This is a genomic window from Aliidiomarina haloalkalitolerans (assembly GCF_003987315.1).
Lineage (GTDB): Bacteria > Pseudomonadota > Gammaproteobacteria > Enterobacterales > Alteromonadaceae > Aliidiomarina > Aliidiomarina haloalkalitolerans.
In genome coordinates this window covers 286,609-304,738 of record NZ_PIPI01000001.1, presented here as the reverse complement: position 1 = coordinate 304,738, position 18,130 = coordinate 286,609, and the positions used below count along the sequence as shown (strand labels likewise).

Annotated in this window: 19 protein-coding genes; 4 read left to right on the top strand and 15 right to left on the bottom strand. The window is 49.3% G+C overall.

The annotated features are described in order from the left end of the window. Positions 1-43: 43 nt before the first annotated feature. From CWE06_RS01435 to rpoE, 4 genes are read right to left on the bottom strand one after another with little or no spacing between them, the layout of a single operon-like run. Entirely contained in the window at positions 44-490 is a 447-nt protein-coding gene (locus tag CWE06_RS01435) for a SoxR reducing system RseC family protein (RefSeq protein ID WP_157981106.1), read from the bottom strand. Positions 491-517: 27 nt separating this feature from the next. Then, positions 518-1,627, bottom strand: a complete 1,110-nt coding sequence (locus CWE06_RS01430) for a MucB/RseB C-terminal domain-containing protein (protein ID WP_126790526.1) — start codon at positions 1,625-1,627, stop codon at positions 518-520. Between the two features lie 7 nt (positions 1,628-1,634). Continuing rightward, positions 1,635-2,249: a sigma-E factor negative regulatory protein gene (locus tag CWE06_RS01425; RefSeq protein ID WP_126790525.1), complete on the bottom strand. Its 615-nt coding sequence runs from the start codon at positions 2,247-2,249 to the stop codon at positions 1,635-1,637. Positions 2,250-2,270: 21 nt separating this feature from the next. Continuing rightward, positions 2,271-2,852 carry an RNA polymerase sigma factor RpoE gene (gene rpoE / locus CWE06_RS01420; protein ID WP_126790524.1) on the bottom strand — a complete coding sequence of 194 codons (582 nt, stop codon included), beginning with the start codon at positions 2,850-2,852 and terminating at the stop codon, positions 2,271-2,273. 165 nt (positions 2,853-3,017) lie between these two features. Between rpoE and nadB the strand changes: the two genes are divergently transcribed. Next, positions 3,018-4,628, top strand: coding sequence for an L-aspartate oxidase (gene nadB, locus CWE06_RS01415; RefSeq protein ID WP_126790523.1), 1,611 nt, complete (start codon positions 3,018-3,020; stop codon positions 4,626-4,628). A gap of 8 nt (positions 4,629-4,636) precedes the next feature. Here nadB and CWE06_RS01410 read toward each other — a convergent pair whose 3' ends face one another. Both CWE06_RS01410 and CWE06_RS01405 read right to left on the bottom strand, forming a co-directional pair. Then, entirely contained in the window at positions 4,637-5,050 is a 414-nt protein-coding gene (locus tag CWE06_RS01410) for a hypothetical protein (protein WP_126790522.1), read from the bottom strand. A 50-nt stretch (positions 5,051-5,100) separates the two neighbouring features. Further along, positions 5,101-5,373 (bottom strand): FAD assembly factor SdhE, encoded by a 273-nt coding sequence (locus tag CWE06_RS01405; protein WP_126790521.1) that lies wholly within the window; start codon positions 5,371-5,373, stop codon positions 5,101-5,103. Positions 5,374-5,529: 156 nt separating this feature from the next. Between CWE06_RS01405 and ygfZ the strand changes: the two genes are divergently transcribed. The 3 genes from ygfZ (at position 5,530) to CWE06_RS01390 (ending at position 8,021) form a co-directional block, all read left to right on the top strand. Further along, positions 5,530-6,471 (top strand): tRNA-modifying protein YgfZ, encoded by a 942-nt coding sequence (gene ygfZ / locus CWE06_RS01400; protein ID WP_157981105.1) that lies wholly within the window; start codon positions 5,530-5,532, stop codon positions 6,469-6,471. Next, entirely contained in the window at positions 6,471-6,956 is a 486-nt protein-coding gene (locus CWE06_RS01395; RefSeq protein WP_126790519.1) for an FKBP-type peptidyl-prolyl cis-trans isomerase, read from the top strand. The genes ygfZ and CWE06_RS01395 overlap by 1 nt, the downstream gene beginning before the upstream one ends. A gap of 240 nt (positions 6,957-7,196) precedes the next feature. Then, positions 7,197-8,021, top strand: a complete 825-nt coding sequence (locus tag CWE06_RS01390) for an EAL domain-containing protein (protein WP_126790518.1) — start codon at positions 7,197-7,199, stop codon at positions 8,019-8,021. 111 nt (positions 8,022-8,132) lie between these two features. On the opposite strand, the gene lysS is transcribed toward CWE06_RS01390, so the two are convergent. From lysS to fabZ, 9 genes are all read right to left on the bottom strand, one after another. Beyond that, a complete protein-coding gene (gene lysS, locus CWE06_RS01385; RefSeq protein WP_126790517.1) occupies positions 8,133-9,647 on the bottom strand; it encodes a lysine--tRNA ligase in 1,515 nt (504 codons plus the stop codon). A gap of 34 nt (positions 9,648-9,681) precedes the next feature. After that, a protein-coding gene (gene prfB, locus CWE06_RS01380; RefSeq protein ID WP_126790516.1) for a peptide chain release factor 2 occupies positions 9,682-10,780 on the bottom strand; the annotation gives its coding sequence in 2 pieces (ribosomal slippage) (positions 9,682-10,704 and positions 10,706-10,780; 1,098 coding nt in all). Positions 10,781-10,950: 170 nt separating this feature from the next. After that, positions 10,951-12,684 (bottom strand): single-stranded-DNA-specific exonuclease RecJ, encoded by a 1,734-nt coding sequence (recJ, locus tag CWE06_RS01375; protein ID WP_126790515.1) that lies wholly within the window; start codon positions 12,682-12,684, stop codon positions 10,951-10,953. Positions 12,685-12,690: 6 nt separating this feature from the next. Beyond that, a complete protein-coding gene (gene xerD / locus CWE06_RS01370; protein WP_126790514.1) occupies positions 12,691-13,569 on the bottom strand; it encodes a site-specific tyrosine recombinase XerD in 879 nt (292 codons plus the stop codon). 86 nt (positions 13,570-13,655) lie between these two features. After that, positions 13,656-14,486 (bottom strand): pirin family protein, encoded by an 831-nt coding sequence (locus CWE06_RS01365; protein WP_126790513.1) that lies wholly within the window; start codon positions 14,484-14,486, stop codon positions 13,656-13,658. A gap of 10 nt (positions 14,487-14,496) precedes the next feature. Next, positions 14,497-15,486, bottom strand: coding sequence for a glutathione S-transferase family protein (locus tag CWE06_RS01360; RefSeq protein ID WP_126790512.1), 990 nt, complete (start codon positions 15,484-15,486; stop codon positions 14,497-14,499). Between the two features lie 133 nt (positions 15,487-15,619). Continuing rightward, entirely contained in the window at positions 15,620-16,780 is a 1,161-nt protein-coding gene (gene lpxB / locus CWE06_RS01355; protein WP_126791491.1) for a lipid-A-disaccharide synthase, read from the bottom strand. A gap of 83 nt (positions 16,781-16,863) precedes the next feature. Continuing rightward, a complete protein-coding gene (gene lpxA / locus CWE06_RS01350; RefSeq protein WP_126790511.1) occupies positions 16,864-17,631 on the bottom strand; it encodes an acyl-ACP--UDP-N-acetylglucosamine O-acyltransferase in 768 nt (255 codons plus the stop codon). After that, a complete protein-coding gene (fabZ, locus tag CWE06_RS01345; RefSeq protein ID WP_241972468.1) occupies positions 17,632-18,057 on the bottom strand; it encodes a 3-hydroxyacyl-ACP dehydratase FabZ in 426 nt (141 codons plus the stop codon). Positions 18,058-18,130: the final 73 nt, after the last annotated feature.

Here is an 18,130-nt window from a genome sequence, read left to right as displayed (position 1 = left end):
TGAAAGCCGCTCGCTGGCGACAGAAAATAACCAAAGTGATGCGTTAACTCCCTGAATTTGGCGAAACGAGATTCACTTGTAGCAACTTTTGTACGCGCGTATCACGACCACGCAGCCAACGGCGCAACTGCCAAAAACTCAGGGCAAAGGCTAGCAACCCGAGTGCAATCGAGGCGCCTTCATGACTGGGTACGAGCCAATAACCGAACCAAGCGCCGATAAATAAGCTCAAGAGAGGAATAAGGTAAAGCAATACAGAGAACTGCATCATAGCCTTTTCAGGCAGGAGTAATTCAACTTGGCTACCTACCGTAGGCGGCTCTTGTAGCCAAACATCCAATAAGCCGCGACGATTGGGCAGCGCCTTTGCCAAGACCCCCGCTCCACAGACGTTTTGCTGCTTACAGCCGCCACAGCCAGTTTGCAGATGGGTCTGAATAGTCACCCAGTGGCCGTCAATTTTGACGACTTCGCCAAGCTCACGAATCATGATCATTCCTTCCTAGCGGTGCGAAACTTAGGGCCGCACCGACAGCGCAATACGTTGCAACATGGACATTGGCACACGCCCCACCACGGTGACAGTATAATTTTGATACTGATGACTATACAGCGAGTCAAGCCCTTCGTAGGCAAAGGAGTTAGAGGCCTTCGGATCTTCACTCACATAAATCGAGATCCGCGTCATGCCATCCGAGTACAAAAAATAGTCCGCCGGAATGCCGGTCATGGGTAGTTGATGATGGTTCGCGCGGATCTGTTTGAAGCCAACTGGCAACCAGTTCTTCTTCCACGCATGACGAACGGGATTAAGGCTGGGGTCATCGCGCACCAAAGGTGGTAAACCGATTGTTTTCACCTGCAGTAGATCCGGATTCATTTCGTCCGACAGTTCCATCGAGGTAATGTGAATTTGTTCGAGGATCTCGCCACTCGGCGATACAGTTGCGACCCGAAGTAACATCCCGCTTTCGCGGTCAATCCAAACCGAATAGCCGAATCGTTCTTGATCGCGTGGCACGAGGCGCACGTGCACGGCTGGTCGGTCAATTACTCGCGCACCGCCCATTGCCACCACATTATAGGAGTCTGCAAGTTCGGCGAAGCTATTGTAAAAACCTAATGGAATTGGGCCGAATAAACTATTTGCCCGAATGCTGTATGGCGCCATCATTGGATGGAAATACGAGACACGCTGGTTACGGCGAACGATATGAACTTCCGGACCATTTAAGCTATAGAGAATTTCTAAACTTTGGCCGTCGTCACTGACGCCATGCAGCCAGCGAAACAATTCTGTGCGTTGGCCCTGAATATGCACAAGCGACACACTAAAGTTTTGCGCTTGCAAAACCTGCTGCATGCGCTCAAACCACATCTGGCCGTCGCGGGCGACAATCTGAGCGGCAGTCATTGTGTCATCATCTTGGGCCGTTCTATTCGTGTCTTCGGTTAACGCACCAACCGTCGCAACGGTTCGCTGTTGAGTCGGTGCCACGCTATCTTCGGTCGTGGCGTCAACAGCGACTAGTAACAATCCTTGTAAGGGCATGATTGCTTGCGCAGGTATACTTACACCGACACCAATCACAACAACGAGGAACCATGCACTGACCCAATTTTTCATAATCGACTTACGGATCCTGCCTATCAATAATTTCAGTTGCTTCGACTTCTTCTTGCTGACTCAGCTTTAATTGCTGCTGATGATCAACCATAAAAGACTGTAAAAGCACTCGCTCAAAATCTGCATCGACTACACTTGTTGCCGCGCTGTCCTGCTGAGGCGTTTGCATTGTATTGAAGCTGACCGGATTGACAACACCGCCAAACGGCATCGTTTCAAACACTGGATTGGCACGGTTTTGCGTTTCCGCAGGCGTTACACCATCGTCAATTGGTTGCAGATTTTGCACGCCAATAATCGCAACAACCGCAACACTTGCCGCAACCGCAACGTTTGCTGCTGGCCGCAGCCAGTTGCCACCTGTCACCCACGCTGTCAAACGTGACCAGGCCGAACTTGGCTCTTGGGCAAACTGAGGCTCCGCTGCAATTGCAGCAGCAACTGCCGCTGAAATGTCGGCAGCATGACCAGACTGTGCCTCACCACGTATCACAGCGCTCACTAATTGGTAACGATACCAACGTTCGCGTTGTGCAGCATGCTCTACAAGACCCTCTACGGCATCCTTGTCAAGCTGTCCATCCATCAAAGCTGAGAGCTTCTCTTGCTGGTGTTCTGTCATCTGAGCGTATCCTCAATTTACTTAATATTGTTCCAAGAGCGGTTGAATAGCCTTATCAATGGCTTCCCGCGCTCGGAAAATTCGAGAACGAACTGTCCCTATGGGGCAGTCCATGGTAATTGCGATTTCTTCATACCCCATCCCGTCTAACTCACGCAGCGTAATTGCTTGCTTTAAGTCATCGGGCAGACCATCAATTGCCGCCATTACCGTTCGCTTCAACTCATCGGACAACAACATGCCTTCGGGCGAAGCTATATCCTTCAGACCATGTCCATTATCTAAAAATTCCGCATCTTGGGCATCAATATCTGCTGCCGGAGGTTTGCGTCCTTTTGCAACTAAATAATTCTTCGCGGTATTCACCGCAATGCGATACAGCCAGGTATAAAAAGCACTCTCGCCACGAAAGTTCGGTAAAGCTCGGTACGCTTTAATAAATGCTTCTTGCGCGACATCGGGTACATCGCCCGGATGCTTCACGTAGCGTGCAACAAGGCTTTGAATCTTATGCTGATATTTCTTAACCAAAATATCAAAAGCACGTTGATCGCCCTGTTGAACCCTTTCAACTAGCTGTTGATCTATATCCTGTTCGCTCATTCGAGCCCACTCTCCACTACCCTTTCTTTGCTGTAACCATGCGACTGTTTGCAGCTGGGCCCGTTGTCATTATGTAACTCTAGACCTAGCTATTTTTAAAAAGTTCGCAAATTGATAACAAACAAAGGTAAAATTCAGCAAATAATTTTACTACGATAAATGATCATGACTTCAGACGCTACGATTACCTGCGATGTATTAGTGATTGGCAGTGGAGCTGCAGGGCTCTCTTTAGCGCTACAATTGGCCAAAACCATGCGCGTGATTGTGCTCAGCAAAGGGCCTCTAGCCGAGGGCTCGACTTATTATGCACAAGGTGGCATTGCCGCAGTGTTTGATGAAAATGACAGTATTGACTCACACATCCAAGACACGCTTGTCGCAGGTGCTGGTCTGTGTGACAACGAAGTTGTCCGCTTTACCGCCGAGCATGCTAAAGCCAGTTTAAATTGGCTTATCGAACTCGGTGTTGCCTTTGATCAAGAAGCCGATAGTGATGGCAACACCCGTTTCCATCTTACCCGCGAAGGTGGTCATAGCCACCGCCGTATTCTGCATGCAGCCGATGCCACTGGCCGAGCAGTGCAAAGCACGCTCACATCACAGGCACTGAATCATCCAAACATTCAAGTTTTCGAACATTACAACGCGGTCGATTTAATCACCATGAAAACGCCTGCAGGCGAAACGCGCTGCCTTGGCGCCTACGTGTGGAGTCGATTAGATGGCAATGTCCATACCATTGGTGCGCGTTTTACCGCACTTTGTACCGGTGGTGCGAGCAAAGTATATCAATATACCTCGAATCCAGATGTCGCGAGTGGCGATGGCATCGCGATGGCATGGCGCGCCGGTTGTCGGGTGGCGAACATGGAGTTTAACCAATTCCATCCAACCTGTTTATTTCACCCCAAAGCCCACAACTTTTTGTTAACTGAAGCCTTACGTGGTGAAGGCGCCCTGCTGAAGCGGCCAGACGGTTCTCGCTTTATGCCGGACTTCCATCCCGACGCTGAACTCGCGCCTCGGGACGTTGTTGCCCGCGCCATCGATTTTGAAATGAAACGTCTCGGTGCCGACTGCATGTACCTTGATATTTCTCATCAGCCAAAAGAATTTATCATGCAGCACTTCCCAACGATCTATGAGAAGTGCTTAAGTCTAGGTATCGACATCTGCCAAGAGCCGATGCCCGTTGTTCCTGCAGCGCATTATACCTGTGGCGGCGTCATGACTAATTTGCAGGCGCAAACCGACCTACAAGGCTTATACGCAATTGGTGAAGTGGCCTACACAGGGCTCCATGGTGCCAACCGCATGGCAAGTAATTCCTTACTTGAATGCGTGGTTTTTGCTCGCGCCGCAGCTGCTGATATTCTCGCCAAGCTCGATCACATTGAGTTACCAGCAGAATTGCCGCTGTGGGACGACAGTCAAGTGACCGATTCCGATGAAGAGGTTGTGATTCAGCATAACTGGCACGAGCTGCGCTTATTTATGTGGGACTATGTCGGTATTGTGCGCACGACTAAACGCCTCGAGCGCGCGTTACGGCGAGTGGAGTTGCTGCAGCAGGAAATTCATGACTATTATGCTAACTTCCGGGTTAGTAATAATCTGCTCGAATTGCGCAACCTTGCACAAGTCGCCGAATTAATAATTCGTAGCGCCATGCAACGACGAGAAAGTCGCGGCTTGCATTATACGCTAGATTATCCAGACACCTTGCCGCAGTCAGCAGCAACGGTTTTAACGCCGGCACCAAAAGCAAAATAATCTCTCGCTCACTTAACTTGTGCTGATACGTTTGCGGCGATGCGTCGCAAACGTGACTGCTCCGCGGCATTAAACGCGTCAAGCCACCAGCAAACATGGTGTTGCTGACGCGTCTCACTCGCATACACATTGAGCACAAAGCGTTGACAGAGGCCGGTAAACTGCGGTTTTGTCAGCTGCCCTACCAAAACACCACGCTGCGTGCAGAAAACCGTGACTTCACCGAGTTCGGAACACTCGATGAGTGTCGGCTGTGGTTCGAGTAACCACCAACGCAAATAGAAGAACCATGCTGCCACCACCAGTGTTGTAAAGCCAAAATAGAGTGACAACAGAGCACAAAGCAAAGAACCAAAGGCTAGCCCATGGCAGCAGCTTGTCAGCCAAATCGATTGTCGTTGTTGAAAGGAATAAACGTCCATGTTTCCTCGGTCGTCTTACGGCCGCTAATCCATGCGGCATTGAATGGTAATTAGACTTTAACGCGCTTGAGCATCAGCTCAACCATGCCCGCTAGTTCTGGGTCTGGGCATGCTTGATGCCCCATAAACCAAGCAAAGAGATCGGGGTCATCACAGGTTAGCAGCCGCCGAAACACAGCTTGCTGTTCTGCTGTTAATTGGTCATAAGCTTCTTCAACGAAAGGCGCAAACAAAACATCAAGCTCGAGCATGCCGCGCCGACACGCCCAGCGCATTCTACGTTTATCTTTCAACGCGTCTTCCGATTGTTTCAGAAACTGCATAATCATTCCTCAGTCGATGAAATACTCCAATTCGCTAATTTTATCAGACTTAACCTTCATGGTAAGCTTTAATCTGACTTGAAATTGTTTCACGCTGTCCCCATTACTGGAAACATACGTGAAAACATAAGCATTTTCGCCATTGGAGAGGTATTTGTGTCAAAGTTTCTTCCTGACCTTGTTCAAAACGCAAGCCCTAGCACAGCAGTCGAAATTGAAGGCTTTGGTCTGATCCATGTGGCCGGCCCCGACGCCGACAAGTTTTTACAAGGGCAACTGACCTGCGATCTTAACGAGCTCAAACAGGATAACTGGTTATTCGGCGGACATTGCGACGCAAAAGGTAAGCTTTGGAGTGTTTTTCGCGCTTTACGCAGCGAACATGGCGTCTATCTTTTACAGCCAACGTCGACAATTGCTGCGAGCCTTGCCCAATTGCAAAAGTTTGGTGTTTTCAGCAAAGTCGAAATAACGGATGCCAGTTCATTGCACCGCTATATTCTCGTGCTTGGTCAGGACGCTGAAGAGCAAGTCAGTGCGATGACCGGGATAGAACCGAGCCAACAGCACGAGCAAGTTCAAGATATCCATGTTTTGCAAGTTGCCGAACATGCGTACCTATTAGTGCTGCCCGCAAGTTTTAAAGTTCAAGGCCAACTCAACCACCAAAGTTGGTGGCAAGCATTGCATATCGAGCAAGGTTGGCCATGGCTTGGTACTGAACACCAAGGCGAATTTGTCCCGCAAATGGTCAATCTTGACAAGATTGGCGGGATTAATTTCAAGAAAGGTTGTTACATTGGCCAAGAAACAGTCGCTCGTATGCATTACAAAGGCCAGAACAAACGTCGCCTCATGCGTCTTGAGGGACATACCGATTCGTTACCGACGGCAAGTGACCAACTAGAAGTCCAGATTGGCGAAAATTGGCGTCGTGCGGGTGCAGTTATCAGCGCAGTGCGTTATGATAACGAAGTCGTTGCAATTCAAGCAGTGCTTCCAGATGAGCTGGAACAGACTGCAAAATTGCGCATAAAGGGGCAGGAATCCAGTTCATTCACCCCCTGCTCACACACAGATGAAAACGGAACTAAATAATGAGTCATACCATTAGTCAAGATAAAGCAGTTACGATCCACTACGTTGTTAAAAATGGCGACGGTGTAACTTTAGATCAGTCTGCTGAAGAACGTCCACTCGCGTTTATTTTCGGTCGCGGCATGTTAATTCCAGGTCTTGAAAAAGCACTGGAAGGCAAGACAGCTGGCGAAGAGCTGAGCGCAGAAATCCCTGCTGCTGATGCTTACGGTGAGCGTCATGACGGTTTGATCCAAACTGTGCCGCGCAATCTTTTCGGTGACCAAGAAGTAAACCCGGGCATGCAGTTCCGTGCTAGCACCGACAACGGTGAACAGTCAGTGATGATCATTGAAGTGACCGACACTGAAGTGACTGTTGATGGCAACCACCCATTAGCTGGCGTTGACTTGAGCTTCGAAGTAAAAGTTGTTGACGTTCGTGATGCGACTGCTGAAGAGTTGTCACACGGCCACGTCCACGGTCCAGGCGGCGTTGAGCACTAAGCTAAAACGTTTCCAATCAGCACTTTAGCGGTTAACAACTGCCTAAAAATGCCCTCCTATCGAGGGCATTTTTTATGTCGCAACATTTACTGACATATCTCTTATTGGTGTCAGTAGAAAATTCAGTCTATATTAACAACAGTATTCAAAGCTTAGCGTGCGTTTTGTTCGTTACTGCTGATTGAATACATGGTGAATAGCCGACTGAAAACGGAATTTTCGACTAAGGAAGGATAAGCGATGAAAAGGTCACCGACCACGCCGTTCGCTGATAATGTTGTCACCTTACCGCAGACAGCCTCTCGGCTCTCAGAACATTTGTTACGAGAGCAGTTTTCAGCTGCCCTACAACCACGTATCGACCTGCATTCTAAGCTTCTTTATGGCTTCGAAGTATTCGCCCGTTGGCAGCATCCACAATATGGTTACATTGCCCCTGCGCAGTTTATTCATATTGCCGAGAAACAAGCCTTAATTGATCAACTGACCCTTCATGTCGTCGAGCAAGGCTTGCAGATGTTCCAGCCTTATAATCAACAGAACAACCTCAAGCTTTCCGTTAATATTAGTCCGGTAACGTTTTCCCATAGCGACTTTTTTATTGCTCTGCATAGTCTTTGTGAGCGCTACGGTATTCAGCCTCAGCAAATTATTCTCGATTTTTCTGAATCGGTTGTCCGCGAAGAATTCAGTCAATTCGAACCACTACTTCGACAAAGCCATGAACACGGTTTTCTGATGGCGTTAGACGACTTTGGTACTGCCGAATCGACCGCAGTTGATATTCAGCGGATGGAAATTCACGAACTGAAACTCGATCAAAGTATCGTTAAATATTTCACCGAGTCTCGCGAAGCGCGCATGCTTGCGCAAGCAGCCATCAAGATAGCCTCATCCCTGGACGCTCTCGTGACTGCAGAGTGTGTCGAAAATAAAGAGACTCTCGATCAAGCCGTTGCGCTAGGATGCGATCTCGCTCAGGGCTACTACCTCGGACCACCGATGTTTGCTGATGAATTAGCCCAGTGGTATCGCGATTATCAGAAGAATTTATTCGATTATTAGGCAGTTGCGAACAACGTTTCGCGACCCACAAAAAAAGCCCTCTGCGATCATCTTTTCGATGTGCTGAGGGCCTTTTTATAGGTCGACCAAAAATACGCCGACAAGAAACAACTAGTCTTGTTTACTTGGACGCATATGTGGGAACAAGAGCACGTCACGAATTGACGGTGAATCTGTCAACAACATAACCAAGCGGTCAATACCAATACCTTCGCCAGCGGTTGGCGGCAAACCATACTCTAATGCGGTGACATAGTCTGCGTCGTAGAACATGGCTTCAGCATCGCCCGCTTCTTTCTGTTCAACTTGGTCTTTAAAGCGCTGAGCTTGGTCTTCAGCGTCGTTCAACTCCGAGAAACCGTTGGCAATTTCACGACCACCGACAAAGAACTCGAAGCGGTCAGTCACAAACGGATTGTCGTCGTTGCGGCGCGCAAGTGGTGAAACTTCTGCTGGATAAGCCGTAATGAACGTCGGTTGCTTTAATTGATGTTCAGCCGTCTCTTCGAAAATCTCAATTTGAATCTTGCCAAGACCCCAGCTTTTCTGCACTTTTATGCCGAGCTTCTCTGCATACGCTGTCGCTTGAGCAATATCTTGCATCGCGTCTGCAGTTGTTTCAGGGTTATATTTCAGGATTGCTTCAACCACCGTCATTCGCTCAAACGGCGCACCAAAGTGGAAAACTTCTCCCTGATACGGTACATCAGTTGTCCCTAACAGCTCCATGCATAAGCCACGAATCATGTTCTCAGTGAGATCCATCAAGTCATGATAATCCGCATAACCCCAGTAGAACTCCAACATCGTGAACTCTGGATTATGCCGCGTTGACAGACCTTCGTTACGGAAGTTGCGGTTAATTTCAAAAACTTTCTCGAAGCCGCCAACCACCAAACGCTTTAAATACAGTTCTGGTGCGATACGCAGGTACAGATCCATGTCCAGAGCATTGTGATGAGTAATAAACGGACGCGCCGACGCACCACCAGGAATGGTCTGCATCATTGGCGTTTCCACTTCAAGGAATGCACGGTCATTCAGGAAACGACGAATATAATCGATCGCCTTGCTGCGCATAATAAACGTATCGCGTGACTGCTGATTCACAATCAAGTCAAGGTAACGCTGACGATAACGGGTTTCTTGATCTGCTAAACCATGGAACTTATCTGGCAACGGCCGTAAGGCTTTGGTTAACAGACGAATGTCGTCCACTTGAATGGTTAATTCACCGGTTTTAGTTTTAAACAAAGTGCCACTAGCGGCAATAATGTCGCCTAAATCCCACTTTTTAAATCCGTCATTGTAGACGCCTTCAGCAAGATTATCGCGCGCCACATACACTTGTATCTGACCGCTCATGTCCTGCAACGTCGCAAAGCTAGCCTTACCCATGATTCGGCGCAGCATCATTCGCCCGGCGACACTCACACGTACGCCTTCCGAGACTAAAGCCTCACCATCTTTATCGCCATGCGCCGCATGGAGATCCGCAGCTAAACTATCGCGACGAAAATCATTTGGAAACGGGTTACCCGCTTCGCGCAGTTGTTTCAGCTTTTGTTTACGCTCACGGATCTGTTGGTTCAAATCTTGGGCTTCTGGCTGCTGTTTATCAGTCATAGGTGTTCCTCAATTTTAATGCTTCGTGGCGTAATTACAGGCCTGATTTCAAACTGGCTTGAATAAATCGGTCTAGGTCACCGTCGAGAACCGCTTGGGTATTCCGCGTTTCTACGCCGGTACGTAAGTCTTTAATGCGCGAGTCGTCTAACACGTAAGAGCGAATCTGGCTGCCCCAACCAATGTCAGATTTGGTATCTTCAAGCGCTTGTTTCGCTTCATTTTGTTTCTGGAGCTCCATTTCATAGAGCTTCGCGCGCAGCTGCTTCATTGCTGCATCTTTGTTCTTGTGCTGCGAACGGTCGCTTTGGCATTGCACCACAATCCCTGACGGTTCATGGGTAATACGCACCGCTGAGTCAGTCCGGTTAACGTGCTGTCCACCTGCACCGGACGCCCGATACGTATCAATACGCAAATCAGCTGGATTAATATCGATTTCAATATCATCGTCGATTTCCGGATACACAAACGCTGAAGCAAACGACGTATGACGGCGATTACCTGAGTCGAAGGGTGATTTCCGTACTAAACGATGGACGCCTGTTTCAGTACGTAACCAACCAAATGCGTGATCGCCAGCAAACCGAATTGTTGCTGATTTAATCCCAGCCACTTCGCCCTCTGACAGCTCGGTAATTTCTGCTTTCATACCGTGCGCTTCACCCCACCGCAAATACATCCTTAACAGCATGCTGCACCAGTCTTGCGCTTCCGTACCACCTGAGCCTGCTTGCAGGTCTAGGTAGCAGTCGTTGGCATCATTCGGCCCCGAGAACATGCGACGGAACTCAAGTTGCTCAAGCGCTTTCCGCCACTTTGCAACTTCTTGGTCGGCTTCCACCAGCATGTCTTCGTCATCTTCTTCGCTGGCTAGCTCGAGAAAGCCAGCAGCGTCGTCTAGGCCTTGTCCAAGATCACGAAACGTATGCACAATCTCTTCGAGACTTGCTCGTTCTTTACCTAGGGCTTGGGCTTTTTCTGGTTGGTTCCAGACTGCAGGGTCTTCGAGCTCGCGCTCGACTTCTTCGAGACGTTCAGTTTTCGTCTCTAAGTCAAAGATACCCCCTAAGCTGCGCCATGCGCTGCTTGAGGTCGTCGATTTGATAAGCTATTGCGTTGCTTTCCAGCATCGTATTGAATCCTGATTCACTTGCAAATTGGATAGGACCGCTGTCAGCGCTGCCGGTTAAGGCTGCAAGCGCCCGCTTCTAATTCTGTCCGCTTCATGTTCTAAAAATAGCCGCGTATTCTAGCCGATTTCGGCCGAAAACAACAGAGCATTCCTTGGTTTTTCGGTCACTTAAAGAACGTATTCAATCATCAGTTGCGGGTTTTTCTGGCCGCGAAATTCATTCACATCGAGACGATAGACTAAATGAACCTGCTGCTGTTGCTGCCACTGCCAAGGAGCTTTCGGTACATTGAACGCAATGGCATCGACACTTGGCCCCCCTTGCAAGGGCTGTAAGACCAATTTTAAATGCACATCTTTCAGCCAACGCTGGTCAAGAACCCGAAATTCGCCATCGAATGTCGGCGCAGGGAAATCTTGCCCAAACGGTCCGGCAGTCTGCAAGGCCAGTGCTGACTCGAGTGACAATTCATTGCCGTTGAGCTCGCCGTCTGACCACAGTACCCGCGCCAGTTGATCGTCATCAACCCAGTCTTGCGCGACCGTTTGCAAAACCGCATTAAACTCAGACCAAGCCGCTTTCGGCACGGTCAAACCGGCCGCCATCGCATGACCACCAAAGCGACTAATCACCCCTGGTGCGATGCTCGCCACCTGCGCCAACAAATCACGAATATGTACACCTGCAACCGAACGACAGGAACCTTTTAGCTCGCCATCATCACCAGGCGCAAACACCATCACCGGCCGATAGAATTGCTCTTTCAGTCGCCCCGCTAAAATTCCGATCACGCCTTGATGAAAGCTCTCGTCGTGCAGAGACAGAACCGGCGGCAAGCCATCCTGCCCGAACTGCAAACGGCTAAGACATTGCTCTGCATCCGCTTGCATATCCCCTTCGATCTGCCGCCGCTGCCGATTCAATTCATCAAGTCGTAAGGCGAGCATTTTGGCTTGCTGCAGATCGGCAGCCAGCAAACAGTCGATGCCCATCTGAATATCGTCGAGGCGTCCAGCCGCATTAATTCGCGGTCCCACGGCAAAGCCAAGATCAGTCGCGGAAATGCCTTGCGGATCGCGCCCGGCCACCTGCAGTAACGCCATAATACCCGGTCGACAACGCCCTTCACGAATACGCTGCACACCTTGTTGCACTAAAATGCGATTATTAAAGTCGAGGGCAACGACATCCGCAACCGTACCAAGCGCAACTAGATCAAGGTAATCGGCAATTTGTATTTGTGCCGCGGGATGTTCGCTATGCTGTTGGCGAAACCACGAACGAATCGCCAATAAAAGATAAAACGCGACGCCAACCCCCGCCAAAGACTTGCTCGCAAACTGACAGTCGTCGCGGTTTGGGTTAACCACTGCAGCCGCAGGCGGCAAGGTGGCCGCTGGTAAATGGTGGTCGGTAATAATCACCTCTAGGCCTAACTGATTCGCACGCTCAACCCCAGCGTGACTGCTAATGCCATTATCCACGGTAATCAGCAGCTCTGCGCCCTGTTGCGCCGCATGGTCGACTAATGCCGGAGACAGGCCATAGCCATCGGCAAAGCGATTCGGCACTAAGTACATCAGCGACTTAGCGCCCATTGCAGCTAATGCAGACATCAGCAGTGCAACACTAGTAGCACCGTCGGCGTCGTAGTCACCACAAATACAAATCTTGCGTTGCGCTAAAATTGCCGCGGCCACCCGCTCGGCCGCCAATTCGCAGTCAACTAATTGATTAAAATGTAATAGCCCGCGTAGTGACAGGTCGAGCTCGGAACTATCGGTAATGCCGCGATTGGCATAAATACGCTGCAGAATTGCCGGCAGGTTGCCAGCGAACAGTGGCGTCTGACTCGCTTGGCGACGTTTAAGTAATGGCGCTGGTAGAACTGAGTTGGTCATGCTTAATTATCCGCGCGGATGGTGTTGTTCATGAAGTTGTTTAAGGCGCGCTTTAGCGACTTGTGTATAGATTTGCGTGGTCGCAATATCCGAATGTCCTAAAAGCATTTGCAGGGCGCGTAAATCCGCACCGTGATTCAGTAGATGCGTCGCAAATGCATGGCGCAGCCGATGTGGCGAAATATTTTCCGGTAATCCTGCTTGCAACGCATAAATTCGAATGCGATGCCAAAACGTTTGTCGGGTCATTTGCTGGCTACGCTGCGACAAGAACACGACATCCGTTGCATTTTGCATGAGTTCGGGACGGCCATAACGCAGGTATTGTTCGAGTGCATATAAGGCTTCTTCCCCCATTGGCACTAAGCGTTCTTTGTTACCTTTGCCAACCACGCGAACCACGCCCTGGCGCAAGCTGACTTCGCTCATTTTCAAGCCAACTAATTCACTAACCCGCAAGCCAGTTGCGTAGAGTAATTCCAGCATCGCTTTGTCACGTAAACCAAGCGCCGTGTTGGTCACCGGCGCTTGTAACAAGGCCGTCACATCGGCTTCACTAATGCTTTTCGGTAAGCTCGCTGGTAGCTTCGGACTTTGCAAATGGGCGGTCGGGTCGTCGGCGCGCAATTGGGTGCGCAACAAGTAACCAAAATACTTGCGTAAACTGCTCAGTAATCGCGCCTGTGAACGCGATTTAATGCCCTGCTCACGGCGGACGCCTAAATAGCTAACAATGTCCTCACGGCTTGCCTGTTCTAACCTTTGGTTGCGGCTAGCCAGCCAGTTTTGAAAATGGCTTAGGTCACTTTTATAGGCAGCGATGGTATGTTGGCTAACGCCCTGTTGCAGCCACAGTTTGTCGAGAAACTGATCGATATCGCTCATGTCGCGCCCTAAAAAAAACGTGCCTAGCCTTAGTATGCCAGACACGTTTCCAATTTTTTAGCTTTCTTTTTGATTGCGTGTATCGGTTAGTTCGTCAACGTACCATTTTGATAATCCATGAACGCCTGACGCAACTCGGCTTCCGTGTTCATGACAAAAGGACCATACTGTGCAATCGGCTCACCTATCGGCTTTGCAGCCATCAATAAAAAGCGACCTGCGTTAGCAATTTCGACGTTCACTTCGACGTCATCGGCTAACTCAATCAATTCGCCCGCTTGCGCAGTAATACCGGCGATGGTGACAGCACCTTGGTAAACATACAGCAATCGAGTTTCTTGTCCTTGCTGTGGCAAGATGACTTGCGTTGCTTGATCAAGCCGATAATCCAAATAAAGAAACTCACGGCCCGGTGCTTTAACCGGCCCCGTTTGACCGTTGAAATCACCCGACAGTACCCGCACTAAACCGCCATCAATAGTCACTTCCGGCACTTGTGATGCAGAGATATCTGCGTACTCCGGATCACTCATTTTCTCGGCGGCTGGTAAATTCAACCACAGTTGAAAACCCCACATCAGACCGTCTTTTTGCTTTGGCATTTCCGAGTGAATCATACCGCGAGCGGCTTTCATCCACTGTAAACCACCGGTGGTAATCTCACCCTTATTTCCTTTCGAGTCTTCGTGCGCCATATTGCCAGCCAACATGTAGGTTAGCGTGCAGAAACCACGGTGTGGGTGCGGTGGAAACCCAGCAATGTAGTCATTGGGATTATCCGACTTAAATTCGTCCAACATCAGAATTGGGTCACGGTGGCGAAATGCCGGTTGGTTAATCACCCGCTTCAATTTCACACCGGCACCGTCTTGCGCAGGCATACCCCGCACACGATGTTTAATAATCGACTGACTCATGGTCTACCTCCTATTGTGCATCCGCCGCCAGTTTGCGGCGATCATGCGGTGCTGTAAAATCCAATTCTGGCCCTTTCGGTACCACGCCGGTTGGATTAATCATGTCGTGGCTGACGTAATAATGCGTTTTAATGTGGTCCATGCGCACGGTTTCGGCGACGCCTGGTACTTGATAAAGCTCGCGGACAAAGTTCCACAAGTTTGGATAATCAACAATACGTTTCAAGTTACATTTAAAGTGACCCACATAAACCGCATCGAAACGAACTAACGTTGTAAACAAGCGCCAATCGGCTTCCGTTAACGCCGAACCGACCAAGTAACGCTGCCCAGCGAGTTTTTGTTCGAGTTGGTCCAGTGCTTTAAATAAACTATCAAACGCTTCTTCGTAAGCAGGCTGCGTGGTTGCAAAACCAGCTTTATAAACACCGTTATTCACGTTGTCGTAGACAACTTCATTAATCGCGTCGATGTCACTACGCAATTGCTCCGGGTAAAAGTCTAACGGATTGCCGGTCAGGTCGTTAAACGCTGAGTTGAACATGCGAATAATGTCGGCTGACTCATTCGAGACAATCGTATTTTGTTGCTTGTCCCAAAGAATCGGCACGGTCACCCGACCGCTATAATCGGCTGCCGCAGTCGTATAAATCTGATGCAAAAACTTTTTATTAAACAAAGGGTCGGCTAGCTCGGTACCAGGGCGAAATTCCCAACCATTGCTGAGCATTTCCGGTGCCACAGCAGACACGCTAATGTGCTCTTCTAAGCCTTTCAGTTTGCGGAATATTAAAGTGCGATGTGCCCAAGGACAGGCATAGGAAACGAAAAGGTGGTAACGGCCAGACTCTGCTTTAAAGCCGCTTTTGCCGGTTTCACCAGCGCTACCGTCCGCCGTGACCCAATTGCGAAATTGTGCTTCTGAGCGCTCAAAACGGCCACCCGATTTGCTCGTGTCGTACCATTTATCTTGCCACTGACCATCAACTAATAAACCCATGACTGCCTCCACTTAAAATGTGAAGCCAGTATAAAGGGACAGAAAATGTCAGACAAATCGCTGAGTGGAAAATCAATATGCACCAAGTGAATAGCCTTTTAGGAAGTCATTCACTTGGTGCATATTTGAGATTTTATTTTTCGACTAAGGCCAGCACTGCAGCCGCAGATTTAGCGCCTGCATCACAACGTAATTGTTGGTGTAATTCGTCGAAGCGTGCGATTAAACTGCTTTGGTCTTGCGTTAACAAAGGTAAGACTTCCGCCGCAATCCGCTCACCGTTTACTTCGTCTTGCAGGAGTTCTTTGACCAACTCACCGCCATGCAGCAAGTTCGGTAACGAAAAATACTCTAACGTCACAAAGTGCCGCAGAATGTGAAAGTTAAACCAACCAAAACGATAACAGACCACCATTGGACGCTTAATTAACATGGTCTCCAGCGACACCGTGCCCGATGCTAAAATCGTCGCATCACTGGCGGCGATGACATCTTGGCTTTGACCCGCAAACAATTGCACCGGTAGCGGCTGTTGCCAATGTTGTTCTGCTTCAGCCAGCGCGGCATTAAACTGGGCACGACGATTGGCATTAAACAAAGGCACTAAAAACTTTAACTCGGGCTGTTGCCGAGAAAGCTCGTAGGCCGCGTCAATAAACGGTCGCGCGAGCTGGCCGACTTCACTCCCGCGGCTTCCCGGTAATAAACCGATATAGCGAGCTTGAGGGGCCAAACCAAGTGTTTTTCGCGCATCTGCTTTGCTGGTTGCGAGCGCAAACTTGTCTGCTAAAGGATGACCAACAAAGGTATATGGCACTTGATAACGGGCGTAAAACTCGGCTTCAAAGGGCAATATACCCAACACCATATCGGTCGCTTTGGCGATCTTAAAAATTCGCTTCGGTCGCCATGCCCAGACTGACGGGCTAACGTAGTGCACGGTTTTAATGCCGCTGTCTTTCAGTTTCCGTTCAATTGGCAGCGTAAAATCGGGCGCATCAATACCGATAAAGACATCCGGTGCCGCTGCAAGCATGGTTGTGACCACCGTCTTGCGCGCTCGCAGCAAACTTGGAAGGTTTTTCAACACGTCCCACACCCCCATCACCGACAAAGTTTCCATCGGAAATAAGGAATGCAGTCCTTGCTCCTCCATTAAATCACCGCCAACACCGATAAACTCGACGTCATTGTGTGCTTCTTTCAAGCTAGCCATTAAACTAGCGCCGAGAATATCCCCCGACGCTTCGCCAGCGACAATGCCGATACGTAATGGGCGCTGATGAGCGCCCATTGAACTGTTCGTCGAGGTTGGTTGTTGGCGTGCTTCTGGTTCTTTCATCGCAGTGTCACTAGTGTTCGAACTCATGAGTTTATTTATGGACGAATAATGCCGCGCTCTGACTGCGTAATGAACTCAACGAAACCATCGAGCTTTGGCTCGGACAGCGCAGTGATTTGCTCCGCTGCCTCGGCAACGGTTAAACCAGAACGATAAAGTATTTTATAGGCACGTTTAATGTTAAGAATTTCGTCGCTGCTAAAGCCACGACGACGCAAACCTTCGCTATTAATGGTGCGTGGCACGGCATTGTGACCCTGCGCCATAATGAATGGGGGAATGTCTTGGACAACAACCGAATTAACTGCTGCAAACGCATGGGAGCCAATTTTGCAGAACTGGTGAACACCGGTAAAGCCGCCAAGAATGACATAGTCGCCAACGTGGACATGCCCAGCTAAGGTCGCATTGTTCGCTAAGATATTATGATCACCGAGCATGCAGTCGTGAGCAACATGCACATAGGCCATAAACAAATTATCACTACCGATTTGGGTCAAGCTATTGTCTTGAATGGTTCCGCGGTGAATGGTACACCCTTCGCGAAAGACGTTACGATCGCCGATCACTAACTCGGTGGGTTCACCCCGATACTTCTTGTCTTGGCACTCTTCACCAATCGAACAAAACTGGAAAAAGCGGTTTTCGCGGCCAATGCGAGTTGGCCCCTTAATCACCACATGTGACTCAACCACACAGTTGTCACCGATTTCGACATCTGCGCCAATCACAGAATAAGGGCCAATGCGAACATTGGCACCTAAACGAGCTGTTGGATCAACAATCGCTGTTTTGTGAATCAATTAACCATTCCTTCTTGCACACATAATTTCGGCGGTACAGGCGAGCTCTCCATCGACCCGTGCTTCGCCAGTAAACTTCCAAATACCGCGGCGTTCTTTGACAAAATGAACGTGAAAATCAACGCGATCACCTGGAATAACTTGACGTTTAAAACGAGCGTTATCAATACCGGCAAACAAGTAAATCTCGTTTTCGCCCACATTTTCCATCATTTTAAAACCAAGTAAACCGGTTGCTTGCGCCATCGCTTCTAGGAGTAAAACGCCTGGGAAGATTGGGTTGCCGGGAAAGTGCCCCATGAAAACCGGCTCATTCATGGTAATGTTTTTATACGCATGAAGTGACGTATTCGGCACATAGGACACGACACGATCAATCAATGCAAACGGATACCGATGGGGCAATATTTGCTGAATTTGATCAATGTTAAAACCTGTTTGTGCGTCTGCCGCCGCATTCGCCGCGTTAACGCTTTGTTCCTGTTGCTCGTTCAAAGCG

Bases quoted from the DNA above. Each gene is read 5' to 3' on its own strand.
- CWE06_RS01425 (WP_126790525.1), bottom strand. From the start codon at position 2,249: ATGACAGAACACCAGCAAGAGAAGCTCTCAGCTTTGATGGATGGACAG.
- CWE06_RS01360 (WP_126790512.1), bottom strand. From the start codon at position 15,486: ATGGGTTTATTAGTTGATGGTCAGTGGCAAGATAAATGGTACGACACG.
- CWE06_RS01410 (WP_126790522.1), bottom strand. From the start codon at position 5,050: ATGGACGTTTATTCCTTTCAACAACGACAATCGATTTGGCTGACAAGC.
- CWE06_RS01405 (WP_126790521.1), bottom strand. From the start codon at position 5,373: ATGCAGTTTCTGAAACAATCGGAAGACGCGTTGAAAGATAAACGTAGA.
- CWE06_RS01430 (WP_126790526.1), bottom strand. From the start codon at position 1,627: ATGAAAAATTGGGTCAGTGCATGGTTCCTCGTTGTTGTGATTGGTGTC.
- nadB (WP_126790523.1), top strand. From the start codon at position 3,018: ATGACTTCAGACGCTACGATTACCTGCGATGTATTAGTGATTGGCAGT.
- CWE06_RS01435 (WP_157981106.1), bottom strand. From the start codon at position 490: ATGATTCGTGAGCTTGGCGAAGTCGTCAAAATTGACGGCCACTGGGTG.
- CWE06_RS01365 (WP_126790513.1), bottom strand. From the start codon at position 14,486: ATGAGTCAGTCGATTATTAAACATCGTGTGCGGGGTATGCCTGCGCAA.
- recJ (WP_126790515.1), bottom strand. From the start codon at position 12,684: ATGACCAACTCAGTTCTACCAGCGCCATTACTTAAACGTCGCCAAGCG.
- xerD (WP_126790514.1), bottom strand. From the start codon at position 13,569: ATGAGCGATATCGATCAGTTTCTCGACAAACTGTGGCTGCAACAGGGC.
- lpxB (WP_126791491.1), bottom strand. From the start codon at position 16,780: ATGGGCGCTCATCAGCGCCCATTACGTATCGGCATTGTCGCTGGCGAA.
- CWE06_RS01395 (WP_126790519.1), top strand. From the start codon at position 6,471: ATGAGTCATACCATTAGTCAAGATAAAGCAGTTACGATCCACTACGTT.
- lysS (WP_126790517.1), bottom strand. From the start codon at position 9,647: ATGACTGATAAACAGCAGCCAGAAGCCCAAGATTTGAACCAACAGATC.
- CWE06_RS01390 (WP_126790518.1), top strand. From the start codon at position 7,197: ATGAAAAGGTCACCGACCACGCCGTTCGCTGATAATGTTGTCACCTTA.
- rpoE (WP_126790524.1), bottom strand. From the start codon at position 2,852: ATGAGCGAACAGGATATAGATCAACAGCTAGTTGAAAGGGTTCAACAG.